The following is a 25,135-nucleotide window of genomic DNA, read 5'->3' on the forward strand; positions in this document are numbered from 1 at the left end:
CCGGGCGGTCGGTTGAAGAGACTATGCTGTACAATTGGCTCTATCCCCTCCACACCGAATTCTCCTTCCTCAACGTCTTTCGCTATCAAAGCTTCCGCATCATTTATGCCGCCGTGACGGCGTTTCTCATTGCGTTTGTCCTGGCGCCCTGGGTGATCCGGAAGCTGCAAGAGATCAAGCTGGGCCAACAGATCCGTGACGACGGACCCAAGCGGCATCTGGCAAAGAGCGGCACGCCCACGATGGGCGGCATCCTGATCATCTTCGCGGTCATTCTCTCGACGCTCCTCTGGGCCGACATTTCGAGGCCCTATGTCTGGCTCGTGCTCGCCGCCACACTGGGGTTCGGCGCCATCGGGTTCGCCGACGACTATCTGAAATTCATCAAGGCCCAATCGAAGGGCCTGTCGGCCGCGCAAAAGTTCATCGCCCAGATCGCCGTGGCCCTGGGCATCGCGCTCGTTCTCTACTTCTTGCCCGGCTACAGCACGAAGCTGAGCGTGCCGTTCTTCAAAAACTTCATGCCGGACCTCGGCTGGTTCTACATCGTGTTTGCCGTGCTCGTCATCGTCGGCAGCTCCAACGCCGTCAATCTCACCGACGGGCTGGACGGTCTGGCGATCGGGCCGGTCATGATTGCGGCGCTGGCTTATACGGTGGTCGCCTACGTGTCCGGCCATCGCCTCATGTCCGAGTATTTATTGATTCCGCACATCGACGGCGCCGGCGAGCTCGCCGTCTTCACCGCCGCGATTCTGGGATCGAGCCTCGGATTTCTTTGGTTCAACACCTACCCCGCGTCGGTCTTCATGGGCGACGTCGGCTCCTTGCCGCTCGGCGCCGCGCTGGGCACCGTCGCCGTGATCAGCAAGCACGAGCTGCTGCTGCTGATGGTGGGCGGCGTGTTCGTGATCGAAGCGGTCTCGGTGATCTTCCAAGTCGCGTCGTTCAAGTCGCGCGGGAAGCGGATCTTCCTCATGGCGCCGATCCACCATCACTTCGAAATGAAGGGGTGGGAGGAGCCGAAGGTCGTGGTGCGGCTCTGGATCATCGCCATCCTGTTGGCGCTGCTGAGTCTCAGCACGTTGAAGTTGCGGTGACCGATGGTGGTTGAAGACATGTTGGACGTGGCGGGTCGCAAGGTGACGGTCGTCGGCCTCGCCCGGAGCGGCGTGGCCGCCGCCCGCTTGCTCCATGAAGCCGGTGCGTCGGTCACGGTGGCGGATCGGAAGGAGCGCAGCGAATTGGCCGCCGTCCTGGACCAGGTGGATCAGTCCAAGATCAGCACCATGCTGGGGAGCGGCTACGAAGCGGCGCTGGATGCCGCCGACCTTGTCGTGATCAGCCCGGGCGTCCCCTACCGGATGGCGGCGCTGGACCGTGTCCGCCGGCGGGGTGTGAAAGTGGTGAGCGAATTGGAGTTGGCCTCCCGATTCCTCACGGCGCCGATCCTCGCCCTGACCGGCACCAACGGCAAAAGCACGACCGTGACATTGATCGGCACAATGCTCGAGCAACAGGGCAGGCGAGTCTTCGTCGGCGGCAATCTCGGCACCGCTCTCAGCCAGGCGGCGGAGCGCTGCTTGGCCGCCGGCAAGCAAGGCCGTCCTCGCCCGTACGACTTCTTGGTGGTGGAGGTATCCAGTTTTCAATTGGAGACGGTGGAGCAGTTTCATCCTTGGATCGCGGCGATCCTGAACGTCACGGTCGATCATCAAGACCGGTACGACTCCATCGACGACTATGTCGCGGCGAAGAACCGCATCTTCGAGAACCAGACGCCGGCCGACTACGCGCTGTTCAATCTCGACGATGCGCGGGTGGCGCCGCTGAGGCGTGCGGCGAAGGCGAAGGTCTTGGGATTCACGCGAAGCGGGTCGCTCCCCTCCGATGTCGCAGGGGGCACGTACCTCGACGGCGACCGAGTCATGACCACCGTGACCGGCACGGTCATGGAGGTCTGCCGGCGGAGCGACATCCGGATCATTGGTCATCACAACGTCGAAAATGTGATGGCGGCCGTCACCTATGCGCTGTTGAGCGGTTGCTCGCTCGACGTGGTGCGCCGTGTGTTGCGGGAGTTTCCGGGACTTGAACATGCGTTGGAAATCGTCCGCGAGCGCCGCGGCGTCCGGTACGTCAACGATTCCAAAGGCACCAACGTCGATGCGACGCTGAAGGCGCTGGAAAGCATCGAGCAGCCGATCTGGCTCATCGCCGGCGGACGCGACAAGGGCGGCGATTTTTCCCGGCTGGCGCCCGCAATCAGACAACGCGTCAAACGGTTGATCCTGATCGGCGAGGCGGCGCCGCTGATCGCGCGGGCCGTGCCCGACTATGGAGCCGTCGACCGGGCCGCCACGTTGCGCGACGCGGTGGAGCGGGCGGCGGCCGGCGCGGCGGCCGGTGACGTCGTCCTACTGTCACCCGCCTGCGCGAGTTTCGACATGTTCGCCGATTATCAAGATCGGGGCCGGCAGTTCAAGGCGCTGGTGAACGAACTGCGGTGAACAGTGATGGGTGATGGGTGACGAGTGATCGGAGAACTGCATGGTGCCCCTTCGCTCATCACTGATCACTCATCACGCATCACAGTGTTGCAGGGGATGATGCATGTCGCAGAGAACCGCGGGGACGTTGGCGCTGCCGTGGCCGACTTCCAATCCACGGGCCAAGAAGCGCGTGGCGATGGACCATACGTTGTTGATCGTCACGATGATCCTGGCCCTCGTGGGGCTGGTGATGGTCTTCAGTGCGAGCGCCGTCGTCGCGGGCAACAAGTTTCAGGACTCCGGCTACTTCCTGAAGCGGCAGCTCGCCTGGCTGACGTTCGGCTTCTTGCTGCTGCATCTCGCATCGCACATCGACTATGTCTGGTGGAAGCGATTGTCGATCCCGCTGTTGGGCATGATGGTGGTGCTGCTGGTGATGGTCTTGATCCCGTCGTTGGGCGTGGCGGCCAAAGGCGCGAGACGGTGGCTCCGGCTGGGACCGATTTCGATCCAGCCGGCCGAAATGGTGAAGCTCGTGTCCGTCATCTATCTGGCGGCCTATTTGACCAAAAAGGAAGACCGGATCACCGTCTTTTCCAACGGCCTGCTGCCGGTGTTGATCGTGATCGGCCTGCTGAGCGGACTGGTGTTGCTGGAGCCGGACCTCGGGACGGTCGTCGTGATCGGCCTGGTGACGGTCGGTCTCTTGTTTCTGGGTGGCGCGCGACTCTCGCATCTCGTCGGGTTGGGACTCTGCGCGGTGCCGGCTGTGGTGGTGCTCGTCCTCGGATCCAGCTATCGCCGACAGCGGTTGATGACGTTTCTCGCCCCATGGAAAGACGCGTCGGACGCGGGCTTTCAAATCACGCAATCCTTTTTAGCCTTCGGAAGCGGCGGTCCGTTCGGGGTGGGGTTGGGCGAAGGCAAGCAGAAGCTGTTCTTTTTGCCGGAGGCACATACGGATTTTGTGTTGGCCCTCGTCGGAGAGGAGCTGGGCTTAGTCGGGACGGGAGCGATCATCCTGCTGTTTGCGTTGTTTGTGGCGCGGGGCTTTCAGGTCGCGGCCCGCGCGCGCATGCCCTTCGGGCGGTATTTGGGCATGGGGATCACGCTGCTGATCGGCGTGCAGGCGTTGGTCAATGCGTGCGTGGTGACGGGCTTGGTGCCCACGAAGGGGCTCACGTTGCCCTTCGTCAGCTACGGCGGGTCGTCGCTGGTCGTCAGCCTTCTCGGCGTCGGGATCTTGCTCAATATCTCCCGCGACCGGCAGGCGGGCCGCGAGGAGCCGGACCAGCAGGGCGGCCGCGGGCGATCGAGGCGGCGATGACGGTCGTGATCGCCGCGGGAGGTACCGGCGGGCATCTGTATCCGGCGGTGGCATTGGCGCGGGAATTTCAGCGGCGCGATCCCGCCGTCAAGATCGTGTTCGTCGGCACGCGACGAGGGATCGAATCCAAGGTGCTGGCCCACGAGGGGTTTGAACTGGTGTTGATCAGCGCGAAGCCGGTCATGGGAAAGAGACTCATGGAAGTGCTGGCCGGATTGCTCTCGGTTCCCGCCGGATTGTGGCAATCGTGGCGATTGCTCCGCCGGCGCCGCGCCGACCTCGTCATCGGCGTCGGCGGCTATACCAGTCCGACCATGCTGGCCGCGGCGGCCTTGACCGGCATCCCGCGGGTGATCTTGGAACCGAACGCCTATCCGGGCATGGCGAACAAAGTCGTCGCACCCTTCGCGCAGCGGGTGTTTCTCGCGTTTGAATCGGCGGCTGCGCCGTTCAATCCCTCACAAGTGCGCATCGTCGGCACGCCGATCCGGCGCGAGTTTCTGGCTCAAGCGGCGGGAGAAGGTCCAGCGACGAAGTCATCCGGCGGTCCCCGGCTGCTGATTTTCGGCGGAAGCCAAGGGGCCAAGGCGATCAACAGCGCCGTGATCGAGGGGCTCGCGTCGCTGGCCGGGCGTCTGCCGGGGCTGGCGATCACCCATCAGACCGGCGAAGCCGACCATCAGCGGGTGAGCGACGCGTATCGACGAGCGGGCATCCAAGCCCGGGTCGTGCCCTTTCTCTACGACATGCCGGAGGCCATCGGCGCCGCCGACTTGGTGGTGGCGCGCGCCGGCGCGATGACGATTGCGGAGCTCACCGCCTGCGGGAAGCCGGTGATCCTGATTCCCTTGCCTACGGCGATCTACGACCACCAGATGAAAAATGCCCGCGCCATGGAAGCGGCCGGCGGCGCCGTCGTGTTGCCGCAGGCGGAACTCACCGGGGCGCGGCTCAGCGAAGCCGTCGTCGGCGTGCTCGGCGATCAAGAGCGGCTCGCGGCGATGCGGAAGGGGAGTGGGGGAATGAGGCGGACCGACGCGGCGGAAGTGATTGTCCGTGAATGCTACGACCTCATGGGGGTGACACATGACGGGAACCGGACTGTTGGAGCGACAGGAGCCTAACGGTGTTGGCGAACGCAGCCATGGAGCAGCATGGGCCACAACCGGATCGCAAGGGTTGAGACGCACGGCGATGTTTCGCAAGACGCAACATATCCATCTGGTGGGCATCGGCGGGGCCGGCATGAGCGGAATTGCCGAGGTGCTCCTGACGCTCGGCTACAAAGTGACCGGGTCGGATCTGCAGGCCTCGGAAACGACCCGCCGGTTGGAGGAATTGGGCGGAAGCATTTTCATCGGCCACCAGGAGTCGAACGTCGGCGAGGCGCAGGTCGTGGTGATCTCCTCGGCGGTTGCGGCGAGCAATCCCGAAGTGGTCGCCGCCAAGACGAGGCAGATCCCGGTGATTCCTCGCGCGGAAATGCTGGCCGAGCTGATGCGCTTGAAGTTCGGCGTGGCGATCGCCGGCGCACACGGCAAGACCACGACCACGTCGATGGTCGCCAATGTGCTGGCCCAAGGAGGCCTCGATCCCACCATGGTGATCGGCGGGAAGGTCAACGCGCTCGGGAGCCATGCACGGTTGGGCCGCGGCGATATCCTGGTCGCGGAGGCCGATGAAAGCGACGGGTCCTTCCTGCGCCTTTCCCCGACGGTCGTGGCCGTCACGAACCTCGATCGTGAACATCTCGATCATTACGGTTCCATGGAGCGGATCAACGACTCCTTCGTCGAGTTCATCAACAAGATTCCCTTCTATGGTCTGGCCGTCCTCTGCGCGGACGACGACCGGCTGAGCGCGCTCTTCCCGCGCATCGTCAAGCGCTACCAGACCTACGGATTGCGGGAACGGGACGGCATGGCGCCGGACTTCAAGGCCACCGACGTCGCGCTGAAACAGTGGGGAGCCGAATTCCGGGCGCACTTCCGCGGCAGAAACCTCGGGCCGTTCCGCCTGGCGGTCCCCGGCATCCACAACGTGTCGAATGCCCTGGCCGCGATCGCGATCGGCATCGAGTTGGATGTGCCGGTGGATCTCATCAGGAAGGGCCTCGCGGCTTTCACGGGAGTCGAGCGGCGGTTTCATCTGCGGGGGGAAACCGGCGGCGTCATGGTGGTGGACGATTATGGGCACCATCCGACGGAGGTGAAGGCCACGCTGGCCGCGGCGAAGCAAGGTTGGCCCGATCGGCGGCTGGTCGTCCTCTTCCAGCCACATCGGTACAGCCGGACAAGGGATTGCATCGACGATTTTGCGCGGGCCTTCGATCAGGCCGACGCACTGTTCGTGACGGAGATCTACCCGGCCGGCGAGCAACCCATTCCGGGCGTCTCGGGCTCCAAGCTCGCCCAGACGATCACCGCGGCGGGCCATCCCTCCGTCACCTTCATCGAACGGAAGGAGACGCTGCCCGAACAGGTCCAGCCGCAGTTGAAGCCCGGCGATCTGGTGCTCACCCTGGGAGCGGGCGATATCTGGAAGGCGGGGACAGGGATCCTGGCGAAGCTGTCGCAGACCGCTTAGTCATGGCGAGCCGGAGCGCAAGACGTGCGACGACGCGATCAAGCACGACGAGACGGAAGAATCTCCGCGCGGCGGTGGCCGGCCTGCGGGGCGCCGTCACGTTCAACGCGCCGCTCGGCCGGTACACCTCCTTTCGCATCGGCGGCCCGGCGGACGTGCTGGTTGAGCCGGCGGACATCGAGGATTTGGTCACGCTCGTCCGACAAGCGCGTGCGCGAAAGCTGCCGATCTTCGTGGTGGGCGGCACCAATCTGCTCGTCCGCGACAAAGGAATCAGAGGCATCGTGGTCAGCCTGTCGAAGCTGCGGCGCATCACGGAGGAGCCGGGATCGGTGCTGTACGCCGAAGGAGGCGTCGGCATGCCGACGTTGATCGGCTATGCCATCCGCCGGTCTCTGTCGGGATTGGAATGGGCTGCCGGTATTCCGGGCACCGTGGCGGGCTGCGTGGTGATGAACGCCGGGACTAGATTGGGCGAAATGAAGGATGCGGTGAAAGCGGTCCGCATCGTCACCCCGGAGGGGACCGTGACGGATTGCCCTGCGGAACAGATGGCCTTCAGCTATCGGCGGGCCCGGTTGCCGGCCGGCATCGTGGCCGGAGTCTGGCTCCAGCTCAAGCCCGGCGTGCAGGCGGACATCGAACAAGTGGTGAAGGACTATTTGCACTATCGGCGCGACACGCAGCCCCTGACGCTGCCCAGCGCCGGCTGCGTGTTCAAGAACCCGCCGCATGATTCCGCCGGTCGGGTCGTCGAAGCGGCGGGACTCAAGGGGGCGCGCGTCGGCGACGCGCAGGTGTCGGAGAAGCACGCAAACTTCATCGTGAACCGAGGGAAGGCCACGGCTAAGGACGTTTTGGCGCTCATCAGAAAAGTCCGCGCGCAGGTCGCGCGTAAGACCGGCGTGAAGCTGGAATTGGAGCTGAAACTCGTGGGGCAGGCATAGGGAAGTGACGAGTGATCAGTGACGGGTGACGAGCGAAGGAATCGCTCCTTCCTCCAACTCGTCACTTGTCACTCGTCACTGGAAGCATGATGGCACAGATGGGCCGGTTGACGAACTTAAGAATAGGCGTCCTCATGGGCGGGCGGTCGTCCGAGCGGGAGGTGTCGCTGCGCACCGGGCAGGCGGTGCATCAGTCGCTGCTGCGGCGGGGCTACGACGCCGTCGCCATCGACGTGGGCGATCGTCTCCCTCAGGATTTGATGGATCAGAAAGTGGCCATCGCGTTTCTCTCGCTGCACGGACCAGGCGGTGAAGACGGGACGATCCAAGGGTTCCTGGAGACCATCGGCATGCCCTACACCGGCTCTGGCGTGCAGGCCAGCGCGGTCGGGATGCATAAGGTTGTGACGAAGACCCTGTTGGCGGCACACGACATCCCTGTGCCCGCCGGCACCGTCGTGACGCGAGGGGACGCGCCGTCGCTGGCCCAGGTCCTGAAGCGGGCGAAGCTGAAGCTGCCGGTCGTCGTGAAGCCGGCCTCTCAAGGGTCGACGATCGGCGTCACGATCGTGCGCCGGGCCCTGGAGTGGAAGGAAGCCCTGGCCCTGGCCCATCGCTATGACTCTGACGCGATGGTTGAAGCCTATATCCCGGGCCATGAAGTCACCGTCTCTCTATTGGGCGCCGCCGCGCAGACTCCCAAAGTGCTGCCGGCCGTCGAGATCGTCGCGCCTGACGGCTTCTACGATTTCTCGGCCAAGTACCAGAAGGGCAAGACCCGCTATCTCTGCCCGGCGCCGTTGCCCGCCAAGATCTTGCGAGCGATCGGCTCGTTGGCTCAGCGGACCTATGAGGTGCTGGGCTGCGAAGGGGCGGCACGGGTGGATTTCCGCATCACGCCCAAGGGACGTTCCTTCGTGCTGGAGATCAATACGGTGCCCGGCATGACGGAAACCAGCCTGCTTCCCATGGCTGCCGCGCAGGCCGGGATGGATTACGACAGTCTCGTGGAATGGATTCTCCAGTCGGCGCTGGATCGGGCCGCTCGATGGGACGCCGCGAAAAAGGAAACGGCCTAATGCGTCTGCTCGCGAAGCGAAGCCGCACAAGAAAGACCGGACCGCGCCTGAACCAATGGCGCGGTCCCCGCGCCGGTGAAGCCGCCAGCCGACATGCGGAGGCCAGACGAGCCCAGGCGATCGCCGTCTGGAAGCGCCGCCTCCGATTGGCCGGACTCCTGGCCGGCGCAACCCTGTTCGGCTGGGGAGCGGTCACAGCCGTGAAATATTCGGGACCGACGGCGGCCCGTCTGCTCGAAATCCGGTCGATCACGGTGGAAGGCGCGCATCAAATCCAGAAGCAAGAGGTCATTGACCTCGTCGCGGTGAAACCCGGCACGGGGCTGCATCAGATCGTGACGGGCTCCATCAAGCGCCAAGTCGAGTCCCATCCGTGGGTGAAAGAGGCGGTGGTCACCCGCGTACCGTTTCATGAGCTCCGCATTTCCATCACGGAACGGAAGCCGGCGGCGATCGTCCGAATCGGGTCGGAGAATTTTCTCAGCGACGAGGGAGGCCACGTGCTCGCCCGGTTGGGGCAGGCGGACAACGAGGCTCTGCCGATGGTGACGGGCATCGATCTCAAGGGGTTCATCCAAGGCGACGGCGGCGTCCGCCAGACGATCGTCTCCGGCATCGAGCTCGCCAAACTCGTCGGCCACACGTATGACGGGCGGCTCCAAATCAACGCGGCGAATCCGTCCAATCTGGTGGCGTCGGTGCGAGGCGTGCAGTTCCAGTTCGGGGACGATCTGCTCGGCGAGCAGTGGGAGCGGTTCCAGCGCGTGAAGCCGGCCTTGAAGACGCTCAACTTCGACGGCCGCGGCCGGGGGGCCAACGAAGTGGATTTGCGCTACGACCATCGCATCATCGTTCGGGAAAGGGGGTGATCACGGTGCCGAAACGCGATCAAATCCTGGTCGGGCTCGACATCGGAACGACGAAGATCTGCGCCATCGTCGCCGAAGTGACGGACGCCGGAGCATTGAACGTGATCGGCGTCGGGACGAGCCCTTCGCGCGGCCTGCGCAAAGGCGTGGTGGTCGATATCGAGAGCACCGTGGAATCGATCAAGAAAGCCGTCGAGGAAGCGGAGTTGATGGCGGCGGTGCAGATCAACTCCGTCTACACCGGCATCGCGGGGAGCCACATCTCCGCGGAGAACTGCAAGGGCGTGGTGGCGCTGAAGCGCGCCGAGGTAACGCGGGAGGACATTCATCGCGCGATCGAAAGCGCGCGGACGTTGGCGGTGATTCCCCACGAGCGCCGCATCCTGCACGTGCTGCCGAGAGAATTCATGGTGGACGGCCAGGAAGGCGTCCGGGAGCCGCTCGGGCTCTCGGGCAACCGGTTGGAAGTGAACGTGCACGTGATCACGGGCGCCGTGACGTCGGCCCAGAACATCATCAAGAGCGTGAACCGGGCCGGACTCGACGTGGTCGACATCATCCTCCAGCCGCTGGCCTCGAGCGAAGCGGTGCTGAGCCAGGAAGAACGCGATTTGGGCGTCGCGATGGTGGACCTCGGCGGCGGGACGACGGATCTGGCGATCTTCCTCGACGGGAGCATCCGCCATTCCGCGGTGTTGCCGATCGGCGGGCAGAATTTGACGAAGGACCTCGCGATCGGGCTGCTCACCTCGCAAACCGAGGCGGAAAAAATCAAGACACTCCACGGGATCGCGCGGACAGAGTTGGTCACGGGCCACCAGACCGTCGAAGTGCCCTCGGTCGGGGACCGCCCCGCCCGCACCTTCTCGCGGCGCGACATCGCGGAAATCCTTGAGCCGCGCGTCGAAGAAATGTTCGAGCTGGTCCGGCGGGAAATCGCCCGCGCGGGCTACGAAGGCATGCTGGGTGCGGGGGTCGTCATCACGGGCGGCACGTCGTTGCTGGACGGCATGCCCGATGCGGCTGAAAAAGTGCTCAACCTGCCGGCGAGGCGGGGTGCGCCATCGGGCGTGGGCGGGCTGCGGGATATCGTCGGGCACCCGAGTCATGCCACCGGCGTGGGGCTCTTGCTCCATGCCCGCCGGCATGCCGACGACATGGAGACGGCGGGTCTTCGCAACGGCGGAGCCTGGGCCAAGATGTTCGGATGGACGAAGCGCGTGTTGGAGGTCTTTTAACCATAACCGTCGCAGGCGGCCGGGGCCGCCGGGCGATGACAGGTGAGGAGGTGCCGAATGTTTTCATTCCAGGAGGATGTGCTGTTGCCGGTTCGGATCAAAGTCATCGGCGTCGGCGGCGCCGGGTGCAACGCCGTCAACACGATGATCGGATCGGGCCTCGCGCGCGTGGATTTCATCGCCGCCAATACGGATCTACAGGCGCTGGATCGCTCGCTGGCGCCGTACAAAATTCAGTTAGGTCCGGAGCGGACGCGCGGGTTGGGCGCGGGCGCCAAGCCGGAAATCGGCAAAGACGCGGCGCTGGAAAGCAAGGACCACATTCGTGAATGCCTCGAAGGCGCGGACATGGTCTTCGTCACGGCCGGCATGGGCGGCGGAACCGGCACCGGCGCGGCGCCGATCGTCGCCAGCATCGCCCGCGAATTGGGCATCCTCACGGTGGGCGTCGTGACCAAGCCGTTCCAGTACGAAGGCCAGCGACGCCACAAACACGCCGAGGAAGGCATCCGGGATCTGCGCCGGCACGTCGATACGCTGCTCGTGATCCCCAATCAGCGGCTGCTGGGCATCGTGGACAAGGCCACGCCGCTGCTCGAAGCCTTCAAGGTGGCGGACGATGTCTTGCGCCAGGCGATTCAAGGCATCGCCGATGTCATCACCACGACGGGCCATGTGAACGTCGACTTCGCCGACGTGCGGACCATCATGTCGCACACGGGCCGGGCGGTGATGGGGATGGGCATCTCCCGCGGGACGAACCGCGCGATCGAGGCGGCGCAGAAAGCGATCTGCAGCCCGCTCCTCGAAGAGGGCAGCGTGGAAGGCGCCCGCGGCGTGCTGCTGAACATCACCGGCGGTCCCAACATGTCGTTGCACGAGATCGAAGAAGCCGCCTCCATCATCCAGCAGACGGCGGATCCGGAAGCCAACATCATCGTCGGACAGGTGATCAATCCGGATATGGGCGACGACCTCGTCGTGACGGTGATCGCGACCGGCTTCGACCACGAGGAAGAACCGGCGCCGATGGCGCTCGGAACCGACCGCTCGACCGCCCGAGCGCCGAAGCCGGCGCAACCCGTCCTGGCTACTGCCGGGGTGGCGGTGGCGGCGGCGGATCGGCCGTTGAAAGATCTGGATCGCCCGACGTTCCTGCGCCGCATGAGTGACGCCCGGGAATCCATCGATCGTGCGACACTGTCCGCGGAAGACGAATGGGACGTTCCCACGTTTCTTCGGAAACAGGCAGACTGACGGGTAGGAGACCGATGGAGCGGGGAGCGGTCATCACCGTGCCGGCCTTCGCGTCGGCTCGGAGCGGAGTGCGGCACTTCTTCGGCACCAGACATCATGCCGCAAGTCTGTCGGTGGAGGTCGGCACGCCCCTGCAGTCCCGGCAAGGCTCTTTGAGGTCGACGTGGCTCTTGTCCGTCAAGCAGGTGCACGGTACCGACGCCTTGGTCGTGGATCGGTCGTTGTCGGGAGATGATCGCTTTCACGGTGGATGGGACGCCCTGGTGACGGACCAGTCGGGCGTGATGGTGGCCGTCCGGACAGCCGACTGTGTGCCGGTGCTGGTGCACGATCCCAAACGGCGCGTCGTGGCGGCCATCCATGCCGGGTGGCGCGGCGCGGTGGCCGGCATCGTGCCGAAGACCATCGGATTGATGCAGTCCCGCTTTGGGTCCGATCCGGGTCAGTTGCGCGTGAGCATCGGTCCCTCCGCCGGAGTCTGTTGTTATGAAGTGGATGAGCCGGTGTTGGATCGGCTCCGCGAGGCGCTTCACGGATGGGAACAGGTGGTGCAGGACCGGCGCGGCGGCCGGGCCCATTTGAACTTGAAGCAGGTGATCCGGAAGCAGGCGCGGGAATCGGGCGCGCGGGAGGAGCACGTCACCGCCGTCAATCTCTGCACCATTTGTCACGACGATCTCTTTTTTTCGTACCGCCGCGAAGGGAAGGTGGTGGGCACGATGGTGAGCGCGATCGGGCTGACTCCTGCGAGGGGATGACGGATGGCCACTGCCAATTGCCGATGCCTTCCGTTACAATAGCCGCAGCCCGCCGGCGAGATTCCGATGGGCATGATAGAGCCGCCCCTGAGCGACAGGATTGCCGAGCGCGTGCGCGAGGTCCTCGCGAGGATGGGGGGGGCGGCCAGAAAGTCCGGCCGGTCTCCGGACAGCATCAAGCTGGTGGCGGCGACGAAGAGCGTCCCCGTCGATCGAATCGAAATGGGCCTCGACGCCGGGCTTACGATCTTGGGAGAGAACCGGGTTCAAGAAGCGCTCTCCAAAATCTGGGCCCTCCAGCATCGGAACATCAGCTGGCATTTCATCGGGCAGCTCCAGCGCCGCAAGGTCCGGTCGATCATCGGCCGGTTCGACCTGATTCATTCGGTGGACGGCGTGGAATTGGCCCGAGAGATCGATCGGCGGGCCGGTGAGGCGGGGAGACAGCAGGAGGTCCTGTTGGAGGTGAATATCGGCAACGAACCGACCAAGGCCGGATTTCGCGCCGACGATCTGATTCCGGCGTTGCCCGCGTTGGCCGCCTTGTCGCACCTGCGCATCAAAGGATTGATGGCGGTGCCGCCGCCCACGGCCGAGGCCGAGCAAGCCCGTCCCTATTTCGCGCAGCTTCGTACGTTGGCGGAACGCATCGCCGTCCTGAAGTATCCGTCGATTGCGATGCAGGACTTGTCCATGGGCATGTCGCATGACTATGAGGTCGCGATCGAAGAAGGCGCGACCTTCGTCCGGATCGGCACGGCGATTTTCGGAGCCCGCCATGTCTAACCAGGCGCTGACGCGCAAGATCGCCTTCATCGGTGGCGGGCAAATGGCCGAAGCGTTGATCGGCGGGCTGCTGGCCGCACAGCTCTGCCGGCCCGATCAGCTCTGGGCGACCGATCCGGTCCCAGCCCGTCTTGAACATCTGAAGCAACGCTACGGCATTCAGGTCGGTGGACAGAACCGCGAGGCGACCCTGTGGGCGGAGGTGGTGGTGCTCGCCGTCAAGCCGCAGACTTTGGACAGTGTCTTGAAAGAGATCGGTCCGGGTCTGAAAGACCGGTTGGCCGTTTCGGTCATTGCGGGCGCGCCGATCGCGCGGATCGCGGCCGGTTGCGGTGGGGCGACGCGGATCATCCGCACCATGCCGAATCAGCCCTCTGCAGTGCGCGAGGGGATGACGGCGGTGGCGGCGGGCGCCGGAGTCGCCGAAGACGATGTGGCGTGCGTTCGCCGCATGTTCGAGTCGATCGGCAAAGTCGTCCCGGTGGAGGAGCGTCTGATGGATGCGGTGACGGGTTTGAGCGGGAGCGGCCCCGCCTATGTCTTTCTCGCTATCGAAGCGCTGAGCGACGGCGGCGTGAAGATGGGGTTGTCACGGGAGACCGCCACGCTCCTGGCTGCGCAGACGGTGCTCGGCGCGGCGCGCATGGTCTTGGAGACCGGCCAGCACCCGGCGCGGCTGAAAGATCAGGTGACATCTCCGGGCGGCACGACGATCGCCGGCTTGCATCAACTGGAACAGGGCGGGTTGCGGGCGGCCTTGATCAACGCCGTCGAAGCGGCCGCGAAACGATCGCAGGAGCTGGGGCGCTGATGTTTGTCGCCGGGAACGTGTTGCTGGGCGTCGCGACGGTGCTGGATTATGCGCTGTGGTTTTATATGTGGATCATTATCGCGCGGGCGCTGATTTCGTGGGTCAACCCGGATCCCTGGAATCCGATCGTGCAGTTCCTGGATCGGGCGACGGAGCCGGTGTTGGCGCCGATTCGTCGGTGGTTAGGGTGGCGGATGGGCATCGATCTCTCGCCGCTCGTCGCCATCGTGGCAATTACGTTTCTTCAAATCGCGGTGGTCCAGTCGCTCAAAGACCTCGCGCTGCGGATGCACTGAGCTGAACCAATGGGGGACGTCATGAAAATCACGCCGCTCGACATTCAGCAGATGGTCTTCCGGGTCAAGCTTCGCGGGTACGATCGGGAAGAGGTGAATCGCTTTCTCGAAGAGGTGGCGCAAACGGTCGAATCCCTCAACCGCGACAACGGGGCGCTCCGCGAGCGGATCGCGTTTCTGGAGCAGCAGGTCTCCGAATTGAAGCGCACGGAATCGACCCTGTCGAACACGCTCGTGTCGGCGCAGTCCCTGGCCGATGACGTCAAGCGCAGCGCCCAGCGGGATGCCGAGCTGATCATCAAAGAGGCGGAATTGAAGGCCAGCGAATTGATCCGGCAAGCCCGGGTCGAGCTGGGCGACACGCAGCGCGACCTCTCGCATCTCCAAAAGCAGCGGCTGTTGATGGTGGAGCGCATGCGGGCCACGCTGCATACCTTCGAGCGCATGCTCGATGTGGAAGCGACCGAGGCCTATCAGGACAGCGGCGCGGTCTCCGAGGATAAATTGGCAGGGGAATCGAGCCCGGCTCGCTGAGCCCGTGCGTTGACCGTATCGCCTCCATCTCCCTCATGCCCCATTCTCATGCCATTCAAACGGCGCTCGATCGAGCCGTGTCCGACTGCGTGTTCCCCGGAGCTGTTCTCGGAGTGCGTCTTCGTAGCGCGCCTGCATCCTATTATTGCGCCGGGCGCCTGTCCACTCAACCGAGCGGGCCTCCCGTCACTTCCTCGACTCTCTACGATCTGGCATCGCTGACGAAACCGCTGGCGACCGTCACCGCTCTCGCTCTGCTGGTCCAGGAAGGCCGCTGCTGCGTGGACGACCGCGTAGACCTCCACCTCCCGGAATGCGTCGGCAGTCCCATCGGCAGCGCCACCCTCCGTCATCTGTTGACGCATTCATCCGGGTTGCCCGGCTGGCGCGCCTACTATGATCGGCTCAGTCCGGACGGAGCGATCCCTTCATCAATGGAGGAACGGAACCGTGCAAAGCAAGCCATGCTCGAATTGATTCGGGCCGAGGCGCCGGTGTATGAACGCGACGCGCGCAGTCTTTACAGCGATCTTGGATTCATCCTGCTCGGCCTGATCATCGAGCGGTGCTATCGACAGGATCTGGACCATGTATTTTACGATTACGTCACAGTGCCATTGGGCGGGCTGCGGATTGAATACGTTCTGGCAGAGCGGTTGAACGAATTCTTGGCGTGCGCGAACAACTATGACGGCGGTGTGGCGCCGACCGAAGTCGATCAGTGGCGGGGGCGTCTGTTATGCGGAGAAGTGCATGATCAGAATGCTGCGGCCTTGGGCGGCGAGGCGGGTCATGCCGGATTGTTCGGGACCGCCGATGCGGTGCTGGCCCTGACGGGCGAGTGGCTCCGAGCCTATCACGGACGGGCGTCCCTGCTGCATCACGAAGTGGCCCGCGAGTTCACCCGGCGGCAGGAGCAAGTTCCCCAATCAACCTGGGCGCTCGGATGGGACACGCCGTCGGTCCCGTCGTCGTCCGGTCGATGGTTTTCCCCCCGTTCATTCGGCCATCTAGGGTATACAGGCACGTCGGTGTGGATCGACCCGGACCGGGAACTGGAAGTGGTCTTGCTTTCGAACCGCGTGCATCCGACGAGCAAGAACGACGCAATCCGGGCGTTTCGTCCGGCGATTCACGATCTCGTTTACGAGGAATTTCTAGGGCGGGCTCAACCTTTGTCCGGGTAATCCACCCAGGTTTCTTTTTCGGCGAGGTAGCGGTTCCCTTTGAAGTTGGCCCGCGAGCGCATGCGGGTGAACCCGAGGCTCTGCAGTTTCTCCACCACTTCCTTCACGGCTGCCGCGATGGTCGAGTGGGACCCGCCCTCGACGGTCAGCGCTTCGTACATCACCTTGGCGGCATACCCGGCTGCCGTGCGGTTGACAAGCACGGCCCGACTGAAATACCGATCGCTCGGGTCCATACCCTCCAGCTGGTGTTTTTCGACCAAGCCCTGCTTTTTCAGCATCAATGGTAGCGTGCTCATCGACTCCTCCGATGGTCGGCGAAACCGATTATAGGAGCGTTCCCCGCCCGACTGCAACTGCGTTGACAAGGCGTGACTCGCTGACTATGATGCGTCCCCTTACCACGTCGGAGGCCCGGTGCTGTCGCCGCTTCCATGAACATCCCCAATAGTCTGACGATCCTCCGCATCCTGCTCATCCCCGTTTACATCGGATTCATGACATATGGGAAATACGGGCTCGCCTTGCTGGCGCTGCTCCTGGCCGGCGCGACCGACGCGATTGACGGGGCCCTCGCGCGCCGCATGAACCAGCGCACACAGCTGGGAGCGATCCTCGATCCGCTCGCCGACAAGCTGCTGCTGACATCGGGCTTTATTTCGCTGGCGGTACTCCATCTGGTGCCCTCGTGGCTGGTGATTCTGGTGGTCAGCCGCGACATCATTCTATTGTTGGGGACCGCCGTCGCCCATGTGACGAATGTGCCCATCGACATTACCCCGACCTTGTTGGGAAAGGGCACGACGTTGCTGCAATTGACCTACATCCTGCTGGTCGTTCTCATGAAATGGAAAGGCATGGCGCTCTCCCTGCTGACTCCACTGCTGATCACGATGGTGGTGTTCACCCTGGCCTCAGGACTGCATTATTTATATCGCGGGTATCGCCATACCAATGCGGCGCCCCCGCTCGCATAGCGCCGGTCTACCGCTTCCGCACGTCAGCAAATCTGTAAATGTTTTGACAGGTTTTCGGCCCACCAGTAGACTCGCTTCGTAGTCGAACCCTTTTTAGTCCACCGGCTCACCGAGCCACAACAGGACAAATCGTATGGCCACGTTTGCGTACGTCGGACGGAGCAAGTCAGGATCGGTCAAAAAAGGCGAGTTGAGCGCCAAGACCCGCGATGAGGCCGTCGAACAGCTCCGCAAGCAGAACGTGGTCGTCACGAGTCTGGAGGAAAAGCAGGCCGGCGGCGGATTCAAGCTCAGTTTCGGATCCGGGCTCAGCGACAAGGATCTGGTCGTGTTCACGCGCCAGTTCGGGACGATGATCAATGCCGGGCTGCCGCTCATTCAGTGTCTCGAAATCCTCTCGACGCAGTCCGAGAACGCCGCTCTTAGAAAGGCCGTGGGTGAAGTGAAGGTCCAAGTGGAGGGGGGCGCGACATTTTCAGATTCGCTGAAACGACATCCCAAGATCTTCGACGATCTCTACGTGAACATGGTGCATGCCGGAGAAGTGGGTGGATTGCTCGACACGATTCTAAGCCGTCTGTCGAAACACATCGAGAAGGCCATGAAGCTGAAGGGGCAGATTAAAAGCGCCATGGTCTATCCGGCCGCCATTTGCGGCATCGCCGTGATCGTGATCACTGTTCTGATGATTTGGGTCATCCCGGTGTTCGAAAAAATGTTCAAGGAGATGTCCGGCGGAAAAATGGCTCTGCCGGGACCGACGCAGCTCGTGATCGACATGAGCAACTTCGTTCAAGGAAACTGGTATCTCATTCTGGGGGCCATCGTCGGCCTGGTCATCGGCATCAAAAAATACTACGGCACGCCTCAAGGGCGGCTGGCCATCGATAAGTTCCTGCTCAAAGTGCCCGTGTTCGGCGATCTCATTCGAAAGGCGTCCGTCGCCAAGTTCACGAGAACCCTCGGCACGCTCATATCCAGCGGCGTCCCTCTGCTCGAAGCCTTGACGATCTGCGCCAAAACGTCCGGGAATAAAGTCGTCGAGGGCGCGTTGCTTGACGCCCGCGTCAGCATCAGCGGCGGGAAAACGATTTCCGAGCCGTTGGCCAAGAGCGGAACGTTCCCCAAAATGGTGACGCACATGATCGCGGTCGGCGAATCGACCGGCGCCCTCGACAATATGCTCGGTAAAATCGCCGATTTCTACGAAGAGGAAGTCGATCAGGCCGTCGCCTCCCTCACGGCGCTGCTCGAACCGATGATGATGGTGTTCCTGGGCGTGACCATCGGCTTCATCGTGATCGCGATGTATCTGCCGATCTTCACCATGGCGTCGGCCATCGGCTGATTGCCGCGCCCTCATTCGGCGCGGTGGGTCACATTCGGACTCAGTCTCTCCTCGTGCACTGCTTGATGAATCCGGCAGGCTTCTATGGGCACCATTAAGACCCGCATCCAATGGCTGATGGGCCTGCGGGTCCTGGTCGTTACCCTGCTCCTGGGATTATCCATCACGTTCCAGGTGACGAAGGGTGAGCCGACGGAGACCTTTTATGCGCTCATCGCTTTTACGTACGCCGTCACCATTCCGTATGCGTTGGTTCTGCGAAGGCTGACTTCGATCGAAGCGCTGACGAGATTTGCCTGGGTCCAAGTTGGAATCGATTTTCTCCTGGAAACCGTCCTCATCGCACGAACCGGGGGCATCGAAAGTCCGTTTGCCGTTCTCTACGTCATCTCGGTCACGGTGGCGAGTCTGGTGCCGCGCCGGCGGGTTGGGGTGCTGACCGCGAGTCTCTGCATCATCCTCTTCGGCGTTCTGACCAACGTACAACTGTACGGTCTTCTCGAGCCGTGGGGATGGCTTCCGAGAACCCGCTTGAGCGCGCCGGAGACTCTACAGACGTTCGGCGTGTATAGCCTGGCGTTTCTGGTGGTCGGCTTTCTCAGCGGCGCGTTGGCCGATCAACTGCGCCAAGCGGATCAGTCTCTGCGTGAAAAGGAACAAGGGCTGAGCCGCCTCCAGGCTTTTCACGAAAACATCGTCCACAGCATCAGCAGCGGCGTCTTCACCACCGACGACGTGGGGCGCATCACCTCGTTCAATCCCGCGGCGCAGGAAGCGACCGGGTACAGTCTGGAGCAAGTTCGAGGGCGGCCATGGCGGGAGGTCTTCAACTGGCATCCCGATCGATCGGCCGATGAACGCTTGCTGGACCAGACCGCCAATATGCGATTCGAGGTGGAATGTAAGCGCGCCGACGGCAATCGGCTCGTCCTGGGAATGACGCTCTCCCCCTTGCATGAACAGGGGAAGGAGACCGGGCTGGTAGGCGTCTTCAAAGACCTCACGCAGATTCGCGACCTCGAAGAGGAAATGCGGCGCAAAGAATGGCTGGCGAGCCTCGGCGAGATGTCGGCGGGCATGGCGCATGAGATTCGCAATCCACTCGGAGCGCTCGCCGGCGCCATGCAGATGTTGCGCAAGGATTTCCACGCGGACGACACGAGCGCGCGGCTCATGGACATCGCCGTGCGTGAAGCCACCAGGCTGGATGCGATCATCACCGAATTTCTCCAGTACGCCAGGCCGCCCGCGCTGGACCTGGCCGAGTACGATTTGAACAAAGTCCTTGCCGAGACTCTCGATCTGGTACAACATGAAGCACGAACGCGACAACACATCACGATCGTCACGTCTTTGGCGCAGGGCCCGCTGCCGGGGCACATCGATCAGGACCAGATGAAGCAAGTGTTCTGGAATCTGGCGACGAACGCGTTCGACGCCATGCCTCAGGGCGGGCAACTCGCCATTGCCACCGGGTGCCGCAGGATCGACGCGGGCGGTCGGAAAGCGGACGTGATCGAGATTGCGTTTCAGGACAGCGGCGAAGGGATTCCCAAAAAGAATTTGGAAAAAATTTTTCTCCCGTTTTTCACCACCAAAAAGCAAGGGTCCGGCTTGGGGCTCGCGGCGGTCCATCGTATCGTCGATCTTCACGGCGGATGGATCAAGGTGGACAGCCAGCCAGGGCAAGGCTCGCGGTTTGTCGTGTGCCTGCCCCGCACGGCCGATTCGAACGTGCGGCTCTGGCACGAAGGTAGGGAACCGTGGAAAAGATCCTAGTCGTCGACGATGAACAAAGCCTGCGCGAGGTCTTGAGCATCATGCTGAAGCGCGCCGGCTACGCGGTCACGTGCGCGTCGGACGGCGAAGAAGCCGTCGAGCAGCTCACGAAAGAAATCTTCGATCTCGTGATCACGGATTTGCGGATGCCCAAGGTCGATGGGATGGAAGTGCTGAAAGCCGTCAAATCCACATCCCCGGAGACGGTCGTGCTGGTGATTACAGCGTTCGCCACGGCCGATTCCGCGGTCGAGGCGATGAAACAGGGAGCCTACGACTATCTCACGAAGCCCTTCCAAGTCGACGAAGTGCAGCTCATCATTCGCAATGCGCTGGAGAAGCGGCGGCTCTCCACGGAAAACATGCTGCTCAAGCGGGAGATGGCGAGCCAGTCGTCGTTCGCTCAGCTGGTCGGGCAGAGCGACGCGATGCAGAAGGTGTTTGATCTGGTGCGCAAGGTCGCCGACTCGAAAAGCAACGTGTTGATCTGCGGCGAGAGCGGAACGGGCAAGGAATTGGTCGCGCGGGCGATTCACTATAACAGCGCACGGAGCACCGCGCCCTTCGTCGCGGTGAATTGCAGCGCCGTGCCGGAAACGTTGCTGGAGAGCGAGCTGTTCGGTCACATGAAGGGCTCCTTCACCGGGGCGATTTCGAACAAGGCCGGCCTGTTCGAGGTGGCGAACGGCGGTACGATCTTCCTGGACGAGATCGGCGACACGACGCCGACCATTCAAGTGAAGCTCTTGCGCGTCATTCAGGAGCGTGAGTTTCGCCGCGTGGGCGGCAATCAGGATATTAAAGTGGATGTGCGGGTGGTGGCTGCGACCAATAAAGATCTGGAAAAGGCCGTGGCTGACGGCTCGTTTCGCGAAGACCTGTACTATCGGCTCGACGTGATTCCCATCAAACTGCCGCCGCTCCGTTTACGGAGCGGCGACATCCCGCTATTGGTCAGCCATTTCCTGGACCGGTTCTCCAAAGAGAGCGGGAAGCCGACGCCCGTGTTGACGCCCGAGGCGATGCAGGTCCTCTTGGCGCATGAATGGCGCGGGAACGTCCGGGAGTTGGAAAATCTCATCGAGCGGGTGGTCGCCTTTTCGAGCGGCGAGTCGGTGACCGACATGGAAATCCGCGGCTGGCTCCACCGGCCTGTGGCACCTCAGCCGCAACAGGGTGTGCCCACCGATCTCCCGGACGAGGGTGTGGATCTCGAGGCGCTGATCAACGGCATTGAAAAAGATCTGTTGATGAAGGCGCTGGAGCGCACGAAGTGGGTCAAAAAGAAAGCCGCCAGGCTGCTGCGGCTCAATACGCGATCTTTCCGCTATCGGCTGGAGAAGTATGCTATAAAAGGAGGCCGTGACTAGCCCCGCGACTCCGACGACCGCCGTCTCCGTTCTCGCCCCCGCAAAAGTCAACCTCATCCTCAGAATCCTGGATCGACGTCCCGACGGATTTCACAACCTCTGGTCCCTGATGCAGACGGTGCGGCTCGAGGATACGGTGTCCGTCCGCCTCAGCGACGAGCATGAGGAGATCCGCCTGCACTGTGATGCGCCAGGCCTGGCCGTCGATCACACCAATTTGGTGTATCGGGCGGCGGCGGCCGCGCTCCGCCGCAGCGGGCGGAGTGTGGGGCTGACCATCGCCCTCGGCAAGCGCATCCCCATGGGCGCAGGGTTGGGCGGTGGGAGCAGTGATGCAGCCGCCACGATCCTGGCCTTGAATCAGTTGCTCAACTTGGGATGGACGGTCAAGGACATGATGGAGGTCGGGCAGGCGTTGGGCAGCGACGTGCCGTTTTTCTTCACGGCGCCGTCGGCGTTCGTCTCCGGCAGGGGAGAACAGGTGGCACCGGTACGTCTCGTCGGGAGCAAGTGGGTGGTCCTCGTGAATCCGGGATTTCCCGTCGAAACCAAATGGGCCTATCACAGGCTCTCCTCGACGCGGGCGGCGGTCCGACCCCTGTCTCCCGCGCAGGCCGCATTGGCGGGCGCCGCAGAAGTTTCCTGGAACACGGTTCTTCCGCTGATGGAAAACGACTTTGAGACCCCGGTGTTCGACGCCCATCCGATCTTGCGGCAAATCCGGACGCGGCTTCTGGCAGAAGGGGCGGAAGCGGCGCTGCTGTCGGGAAGCGGCGCGACGGTGTTCGGTCTCTTTGCCGACGAGGCAACGGCGGTGCGAGCCGCGGCGTCATTCCAATACGATACCGCGCTCACGGTCTTTGTCGTCCCGGTCGGATCCGGCCCGCTGGCGTGCCGTGTGTGATCTCTCGTCGGTTGACAAGCCGCTCGAATTTCCGATACAGTTTCAACCCTTGGTGGCTCTCAGCAGCTGGTAGGAACAGAGTAGGTGAGGCTCGCGAGAGTCTGCCGATGCCCGCCGTAGCACGAACCACTCGAGAATTCGGGTCTTCTCTTAGAGGTTGACGAGAGAACGGTTCGGGACGCTCCGATGAACAGAGAGCTGAAAATTTTTTCCGGCAACGCCAATCTTGCGCTTGCCCATGAGATTTCTGCCTATCTCGGGCAGAAGCTGGGCGAGGCGACCGTCGCGTCGTTCAGCGACGGCGAAATCCGCGTCAAAATCGAAGAAAATGTGCGGGGCGCGGACGTGTTCGTCGTGCAATCCTGCTGTCAACCCGTCAACGATTCCCTCATGGAGTTGTTGATCATCATCGATGCGTTGAAGCGCTCGTCGGCGAATCGCATCACCGCCGTGATCCCGTATTTCGGCTATGCCCGCCAGGATCGTAAAGATCAGCCCCGTGTGCCGATCACGGCCAAACTGGTGGCCGACTTGATCACGACGGCGGGGGCCGATCGTGTCCTGACCATGGATTTGCATGCCGGGCAGATTCAAGGCTTTTTCAATGTGCCGGTGGATCACTTGTACGCGCTGCCGGTGCTGCTGGATTACATCACGAAGAAGAAGATCGCGGATCTGGTGGTCGTCTCCCCCGACGCCGGCGGTGTGGAGCGGGCCCGGGCCTTTGCGAAGCGGCTCCAAGCCAACCTGGCGATCATCGACAAACGGCGCGAGGGGCCGAACCAAGCGCAAATCATGAACATCATCGGCGACGTGCAGGGGAAGAATGCCTTGCTGCTCGACGACATGATCGATACGGCGGGTACGATCGTCCAGGGCGCCCAGGCGTGCGCCGACCAAGGAGCCAGGGAGGTCTGGACGGCCTGCACCCACGCGGTGCTCTCCGGTCCGGCGCTCGACCGGCTGCAGCGGTCCTGCATCTCGCAGGTCGTCGTGACGAATACGATCCCGTTGCGCGGGAAAGAACAAGTTTGTCCGAAGTTACACGCCCTGTCGGTGGCGCCGTTGTTGGGCGAGGCCATCAGACGCATCCATGAAGACGAATCGGTCAGCTCATTATTCGCCTGAGGCGGCGCAGAGCCGTGTGCCGGCGAGCAGCAGGGAAGACGGAGGAGCATCATGAAATTCGAATTGACAGTCACGGTGAGAGAGCAGGCCGGCAAGGGAGCCGCCCGATCGATGCGGCGAAGCGGAAAAGTGCCCGCGGTCCTCTACGGCCAGGGGGAATGTTTGCTCTTGACCGTCGAACCCGAGGAACTGATCAAGATCCTCAAGTCGCAGGCCGGCAGCACAGCCCTGATCTCGCTGACCGTGGCGGGCGCCAAGTCGGCGCCCAACCGCACCGCGCTGCTGCGGGATTATCAAGTGGATCCGGTCACCGGCGCCGTGCTGCATGCGGACCTCTTTGAGATCTCCATGAGCAAGCCCATTCGGGTCAAAGTGCCGATCCACGTCGTCGGCGGCGTGCCGGCCGGTGTGAAGGAAGGCGGCGTGCTGCACCACAATTTGCGCGAGCTTCATATCGAATGTTTGCCGGCTGCCTTGCCGGACCATATCGAAGTCGACGCCTCCGCATTGAAGATCGGCGACGGCATCCATCTCAAAGAGATCACCAAGCGCGAGGGCATCCGGTATCTGGACGACCCGGACCAGATGGTCGTCAGCGTGGCGGCGCCCATGTCCGACGCCAAGCTGGAAGCCCTGTTGACCAGCGCGGCGGCAACGGCCGCCGAACCGGAAGTGGCGGCCAAGGGCAAGGAAGCGGCCGCGGCTGAGGGCGGCGAACCGGCGAAGGCGGGCGCAGCGGCGCCGGCGGCCGGTGAGGCCAAGGCCGGCGAGAAGAAGGAAGCCGGCAAGGAAGCGCCCAAGGCCGAGAAGAAAGAAGCCGACAAGAAGAAGTAGCGGTGCGCCTCATCGTCGGTCTGGGCAATCCCGGCAAGGCGTACGCCTGCACGCGCCACAACGTCGGCATGTGGGTGATCGAGCGAGCCGCGGCTCGCTGGTCGATCCGCCTTGCGCCGCGAGGCGCGGCGCAGCGGGGATCGGGGCGGCTGGGATCCGAGTTCATCGAGTTGGCCGGCCTGCTGGACTGGATGAACGTCAGCGGTCCTCCTCTCAAAGGTCTTCTGCGGGAATTGGCGCTCACCCCCGAGCATCTCATCCTCATTCACGACGATCTCGATCTGGAGCCGGGGCGGCTCAAGATCAAGCAGGCCGGCGGACACGGCGGACACAACGGCATCAAGTCCGTCATCGAGACGCTCGGGACGCCTCAGTTCGTCAGGATCAAAATCGGGATCGGCCGGCCTGCGCCGGGGCAGGACCCCGCCGATTACGTGCTGGAGCCGGTGTCTGCAGACGAGATGGCGGTGTTTGAACCTTGTCTGGAACGGGCCGTCGACGCGCTGGAATGTCTGATCCATCGCGGCACGGCCGTCGCGATGAATCAATTCAACGTGCGGGAACGGGAGGAAAGTGATCAGTGATGGGTGATGAGTGATCGGTGTAAAGCTGGGAAACGTTTTCGCTC

General features: G+C 63.1%; 25 protein-coding genes. 24 read left to right on the plus strand and 1 reads right to left on the minus strand.

Features of this window, described 5'->3' with window-relative positions:
- The first annotated feature begins 23 nt into the window (after positions 1-23).
- From mraY to NITMOv2_RS02925, 16 genes are all read left to right on the plus strand, one after another.
- The gene (mraY, locus tag NITMOv2_RS02850) at positions 24-1,100 is read left to right on the plus strand and encodes a phospho-N-acetylmuramoyl-pentapeptide-transferase (protein WP_053378457.1); all 1,077 of its coding nucleotides are present in this window, start codon (positions 24-26) and stop codon (positions 1,098-1,100) included.
- A 3-nt stretch (positions 1,101-1,103) separates the two neighbouring features.
- Positions 1,104-2,510: a UDP-N-acetylmuramoyl-L-alanine--D-glutamate ligase gene (gene murD, locus NITMOv2_RS02855; protein ID WP_053378458.1), complete on the plus strand. Its 1,407-nt coding sequence runs from the start codon at positions 1,104-1,106 to the stop codon at positions 2,508-2,510.
- A 103-nt stretch (positions 2,511-2,613) separates the two neighbouring features.
- Complete coding sequence (gene ftsW / locus NITMOv2_RS02860; protein WP_053378459.1) at positions 2,614-3,819, plus strand: putative lipid II flippase FtsW; 1,206 nt, start codon at positions 2,614-2,616, stop codon at positions 3,817-3,819.
- The gene (murG, locus tag NITMOv2_RS02865; RefSeq protein WP_053378460.1) at positions 3,816-4,943 is read left to right on the plus strand and encodes an undecaprenyldiphospho-muramoylpentapeptide beta-N-acetylglucosaminyltransferase; all 1,128 of its coding nucleotides are present in this window, start codon (positions 3,816-3,818) and stop codon (positions 4,941-4,943) included. Before ftsW ends, murG begins: the two co-directional genes overlap by 4 nt.
- A 70-nt stretch (positions 4,944-5,013) precedes the next feature.
- Complete coding sequence (murC, locus tag NITMOv2_RS02870) at positions 5,014-6,405, plus strand: UDP-N-acetylmuramate--L-alanine ligase (RefSeq protein WP_053378461.1); 1,392 nt, start codon at positions 5,014-5,016, stop codon at positions 6,403-6,405.
- A gap of 2 nt (positions 6,406-6,407) precedes the next feature.
- Positions 6,408-7,352, plus strand: a complete 945-nt coding sequence (murB, locus tag NITMOv2_RS02875) for a UDP-N-acetylmuramate dehydrogenase (protein WP_053378462.1) — start codon at positions 6,408-6,410, stop codon at positions 7,350-7,352.
- Positions 7,353-7,450: 98 nt separating this feature from the next.
- On the plus strand, positions 7,451-8,431 hold the full coding sequence (locus NITMOv2_RS02880; RefSeq protein WP_053378463.1) for a D-alanine--D-alanine ligase family protein: 981 nt from the start codon (positions 7,451-7,453) through the stop codon (positions 8,429-8,431).
- Complete coding sequence (locus NITMOv2_RS02885) at positions 8,431-9,300, plus strand: cell division protein FtsQ/DivIB (protein ID WP_053378464.1); 870 nt, start codon at positions 8,431-8,433, stop codon at positions 9,298-9,300. The genes NITMOv2_RS02880 and NITMOv2_RS02885 overlap by 1 nt, the downstream gene beginning before the upstream one ends.
- Complete coding sequence (ftsA, locus tag NITMOv2_RS02890) at positions 9,297-10,538, plus strand: cell division protein FtsA (protein ID WP_145976149.1); 1,242 nt, start codon at positions 9,297-9,299, stop codon at positions 10,536-10,538. Before NITMOv2_RS02885 ends, ftsA begins: the two co-directional genes overlap by 4 nt.
- Positions 10,539-10,595: 57 nt before the next feature.
- Complete coding sequence (gene ftsZ / locus NITMOv2_RS02895; protein WP_053378465.1) at positions 10,596-11,795, plus strand: cell division protein FtsZ; 1,200 nt, start codon at positions 10,596-10,598, stop codon at positions 11,793-11,795.
- A gap of 14 nt (positions 11,796-11,809) precedes the next feature.
- Positions 11,810-12,553: a peptidoglycan editing factor PgeF gene (gene pgeF, locus NITMOv2_RS02900; RefSeq protein WP_053378466.1), complete on the plus strand. Its 744-nt coding sequence runs from the start codon at positions 11,810-11,812 to the stop codon at positions 12,551-12,553.
- A 66-nt stretch (positions 12,554-12,619) separates the two neighbouring features.
- Positions 12,620-13,339: a YggS family pyridoxal phosphate-dependent enzyme gene (locus tag NITMOv2_RS02905; protein ID WP_202967303.1), complete on the plus strand. Its 720-nt coding sequence runs from the start codon at positions 12,620-12,622 to the stop codon at positions 13,337-13,339.
- Positions 13,332-14,150, plus strand: coding sequence for a pyrroline-5-carboxylate reductase (proC, locus tag NITMOv2_RS02910; protein WP_053378467.1), 819 nt, complete (start codon positions 13,332-13,334; stop codon positions 14,148-14,150). The genes NITMOv2_RS02905 and proC overlap by 8 nt, the downstream gene beginning before the upstream one ends.
- Positions 14,150-14,446 carry a YggT family protein gene (locus NITMOv2_RS02915; protein WP_053378468.1) on the plus strand — a complete coding sequence of 99 codons (297 nt, stop codon included), beginning with the start codon at positions 14,150-14,152 and terminating at the stop codon, positions 14,444-14,446. The genes proC and NITMOv2_RS02915 overlap by 1 nt, the downstream gene beginning before the upstream one ends.
- Before the next feature lie 9 nt (positions 14,447-14,455).
- Complete coding sequence (locus NITMOv2_RS02920; protein ID WP_053378469.1) at positions 14,456-14,980, plus strand: DivIVA domain-containing protein; 525 nt, start codon at positions 14,456-14,458, stop codon at positions 14,978-14,980.
- A 35-nt stretch (positions 14,981-15,015) separates the two neighbouring features.
- Positions 15,016-16,167, plus strand: coding sequence for a serine hydrolase domain-containing protein (locus tag NITMOv2_RS02925; RefSeq protein WP_053378470.1), 1,152 nt, complete (start codon positions 15,016-15,018; stop codon positions 16,165-16,167).
- Here NITMOv2_RS02925 and NITMOv2_RS02930 read toward each other — a convergent pair.
- Entirely contained in the window at positions 16,149-16,466 is a 318-nt protein-coding gene (locus NITMOv2_RS02930; protein WP_145976150.1) for a hypothetical protein, read from the minus strand. The genes NITMOv2_RS02925 and NITMOv2_RS02930 overlap by 19 nt on opposite strands.
- 135 nt (positions 16,467-16,601) lie before the next feature.
- Here NITMOv2_RS02930 and NITMOv2_RS02935 point away from each other — a divergent pair, with 135 nt between their 5' ends.
- The 8 genes from NITMOv2_RS02935 to pth all read left to right on the plus strand — a co-directional run bounded on the left by NITMOv2_RS02935 (position 16,602) and on the right by pth (position 25,091).
- Positions 16,602-17,144, plus strand: a complete 543-nt coding sequence (locus tag NITMOv2_RS02935) for a CDP-alcohol phosphatidyltransferase family protein (RefSeq protein ID WP_053378472.1) — start codon at positions 16,602-16,604, stop codon at positions 17,142-17,144.
- Between the two features lie 133 nt (positions 17,145-17,277).
- Positions 17,278-18,492: a type II secretion system F family protein gene (locus NITMOv2_RS02940; protein WP_053378473.1), complete on the plus strand. Its 1,215-nt coding sequence runs from the start codon at positions 17,278-17,280 to the stop codon at positions 18,490-18,492.
- A gap of 84 nt (positions 18,493-18,576) precedes the next feature.
- Positions 18,577-20,271 carry an ATP-binding protein gene (locus NITMOv2_RS02945; protein ID WP_053378474.1) on the plus strand — a complete coding sequence of 565 codons (1,695 nt, stop codon included), beginning with the start codon at positions 18,577-18,579 and terminating at the stop codon, positions 20,269-20,271.
- Positions 20,256-21,641 (plus strand): sigma-54-dependent transcriptional regulator, encoded by a 1,386-nt coding sequence (locus tag NITMOv2_RS02950; protein WP_083447704.1) that lies wholly within the window; start codon positions 20,256-20,258, stop codon positions 21,639-21,641. The genes NITMOv2_RS02945 and NITMOv2_RS02950 overlap by 16 nt, the downstream gene beginning before the upstream one ends.
- Positions 21,634-22,545 carry a 4-(cytidine 5'-diphospho)-2-C-methyl-D-erythritol kinase gene (ispE, locus tag NITMOv2_RS02955; protein WP_053378475.1) on the plus strand — a complete coding sequence of 304 codons (912 nt, stop codon included), beginning with the start codon at positions 21,634-21,636 and terminating at the stop codon, positions 22,543-22,545. The genes NITMOv2_RS02950 and ispE overlap by 8 nt, the downstream gene beginning before the upstream one ends.
- A gap of 186 nt (positions 22,546-22,731) precedes the next feature.
- Entirely contained in the window at positions 22,732-23,673 is a 942-nt protein-coding gene (locus NITMOv2_RS02960; protein ID WP_053378476.1) for a ribose-phosphate diphosphokinase, read from the plus strand.
- A gap of 51 nt (positions 23,674-23,724) precedes the next feature.
- Entirely contained in the window at positions 23,725-24,507 is a 783-nt protein-coding gene (locus NITMOv2_RS02965) for a 50S ribosomal protein L25 (protein ID WP_053378477.1), read from the plus strand.
- Between the two features lie 2 nt (positions 24,508-24,509).
- Positions 24,510-25,091: an aminoacyl-tRNA hydrolase gene (pth, locus tag NITMOv2_RS02970; protein WP_053378478.1), complete on the plus strand. Its 582-nt coding sequence runs from the start codon at positions 24,510-24,512 to the stop codon at positions 25,089-25,091.
- Positions 25,092-25,135: the final 44 nt, after the last annotated feature.

The sequence above is a fragment of the Nitrospira moscoviensis genome, from assembly GCF_001273775.1.
In the GTDB taxonomy this organism is placed as follows: Bacteria; Nitrospirota; Nitrospiria; order Nitrospirales; family Nitrospiraceae; genus Nitrospira_D; species Nitrospira_D moscoviensis.

Coding starts and splice junctions, on each gene's coding strand:
- mraY (WP_053378457.1), top strand. CDS start 24: ATGCTGTACAATTGGCTCTATCCCCTCCACACCGAATTCTCCTTCCTC.
- murD (WP_053378458.1), top strand. CDS start 1,104: ATGGTGGTTGAAGACATGTTGGACGTGGCGGGTCGCAAGGTGACGGTC.
- ftsW (WP_053378459.1), top strand. CDS start 2,614: ATGTCGCAGAGAACCGCGGGGACGTTGGCGCTGCCGTGGCCGACTTCC.
- murG (WP_053378460.1), top strand. CDS start 3,816: ATGACGGTCGTGATCGCCGCGGGAGGTACCGGCGGGCATCTGTATCCG.
- murC (WP_053378461.1), top strand. CDS start 5,014: ATGTTTCGCAAGACGCAACATATCCATCTGGTGGGCATCGGCGGGGCC.
- murB (WP_053378462.1), top strand. CDS start 6,408: ATGGCGAGCCGGAGCGCAAGACGTGCGACGACGCGATCAAGCACGACG.
- NITMOv2_RS02880 (WP_053378463.1), top strand. CDS start 7,451: ATGGGCCGGTTGACGAACTTAAGAATAGGCGTCCTCATGGGCGGGCGG.
- NITMOv2_RS02885 (WP_053378464.1), top strand. CDS start 8,431: ATGCGTCTGCTCGCGAAGCGAAGCCGCACAAGAAAGACCGGACCGCGC.
- ftsZ (WP_053378465.1), top strand. CDS start 10,596: ATGTTTTCATTCCAGGAGGATGTGCTGTTGCCGGTTCGGATCAAAGTC.
- pgeF (WP_053378466.1), top strand. CDS start 11,810: ATGGAGCGGGGAGCGGTCATCACCGTGCCGGCCTTCGCGTCGGCTCGG.
- NITMOv2_RS02905 (WP_202967303.1), top strand. CDS start 12,620: ATGGGCATGATAGAGCCGCCCCTGAGCGACAGGATTGCCGAGCGCGTG.
- proC (WP_053378467.1), top strand. CDS start 13,332: ATGTCTAACCAGGCGCTGACGCGCAAGATCGCCTTCATCGGTGGCGGG.
- NITMOv2_RS02915 (WP_053378468.1), top strand. CDS start 14,150: ATGTTTGTCGCCGGGAACGTGTTGCTGGGCGTCGCGACGGTGCTGGAT.
- NITMOv2_RS02920 (WP_053378469.1), top strand. CDS start 14,456: ATGGGGGACGTCATGAAAATCACGCCGCTCGACATTCAGCAGATGGTC.
- NITMOv2_RS02925 (WP_053378470.1), top strand. CDS start 15,016: ATGCCCCATTCTCATGCCATTCAAACGGCGCTCGATCGAGCCGTGTCC.
- NITMOv2_RS02930 (WP_145976150.1), bottom strand. CDS start 16,466: ATGAGCACGCTACCATTGATGCTGAAAAAGCAGGGCTTGGTCGAAAAA.
- NITMOv2_RS02935 (WP_053378472.1), top strand. CDS start 16,602: ATGAACATCCCCAATAGTCTGACGATCCTCCGCATCCTGCTCATCCCC.
- NITMOv2_RS02940 (WP_053378473.1), top strand. CDS start 17,278: ATGGCCACGTTTGCGTACGTCGGACGGAGCAAGTCAGGATCGGTCAAA.
- NITMOv2_RS02945 (WP_053378474.1), top strand. CDS start 18,577: ATGGGCACCATTAAGACCCGCATCCAATGGCTGATGGGCCTGCGGGTC.
- NITMOv2_RS02960 (WP_053378476.1), top strand. CDS start 22,732: ATGAACAGAGAGCTGAAAATTTTTTCCGGCAACGCCAATCTTGCGCTT.
- NITMOv2_RS02965 (WP_053378477.1), top strand. CDS start 23,725: ATGAAATTCGAATTGACAGTCACGGTGAGAGAGCAGGCCGGCAAGGGA.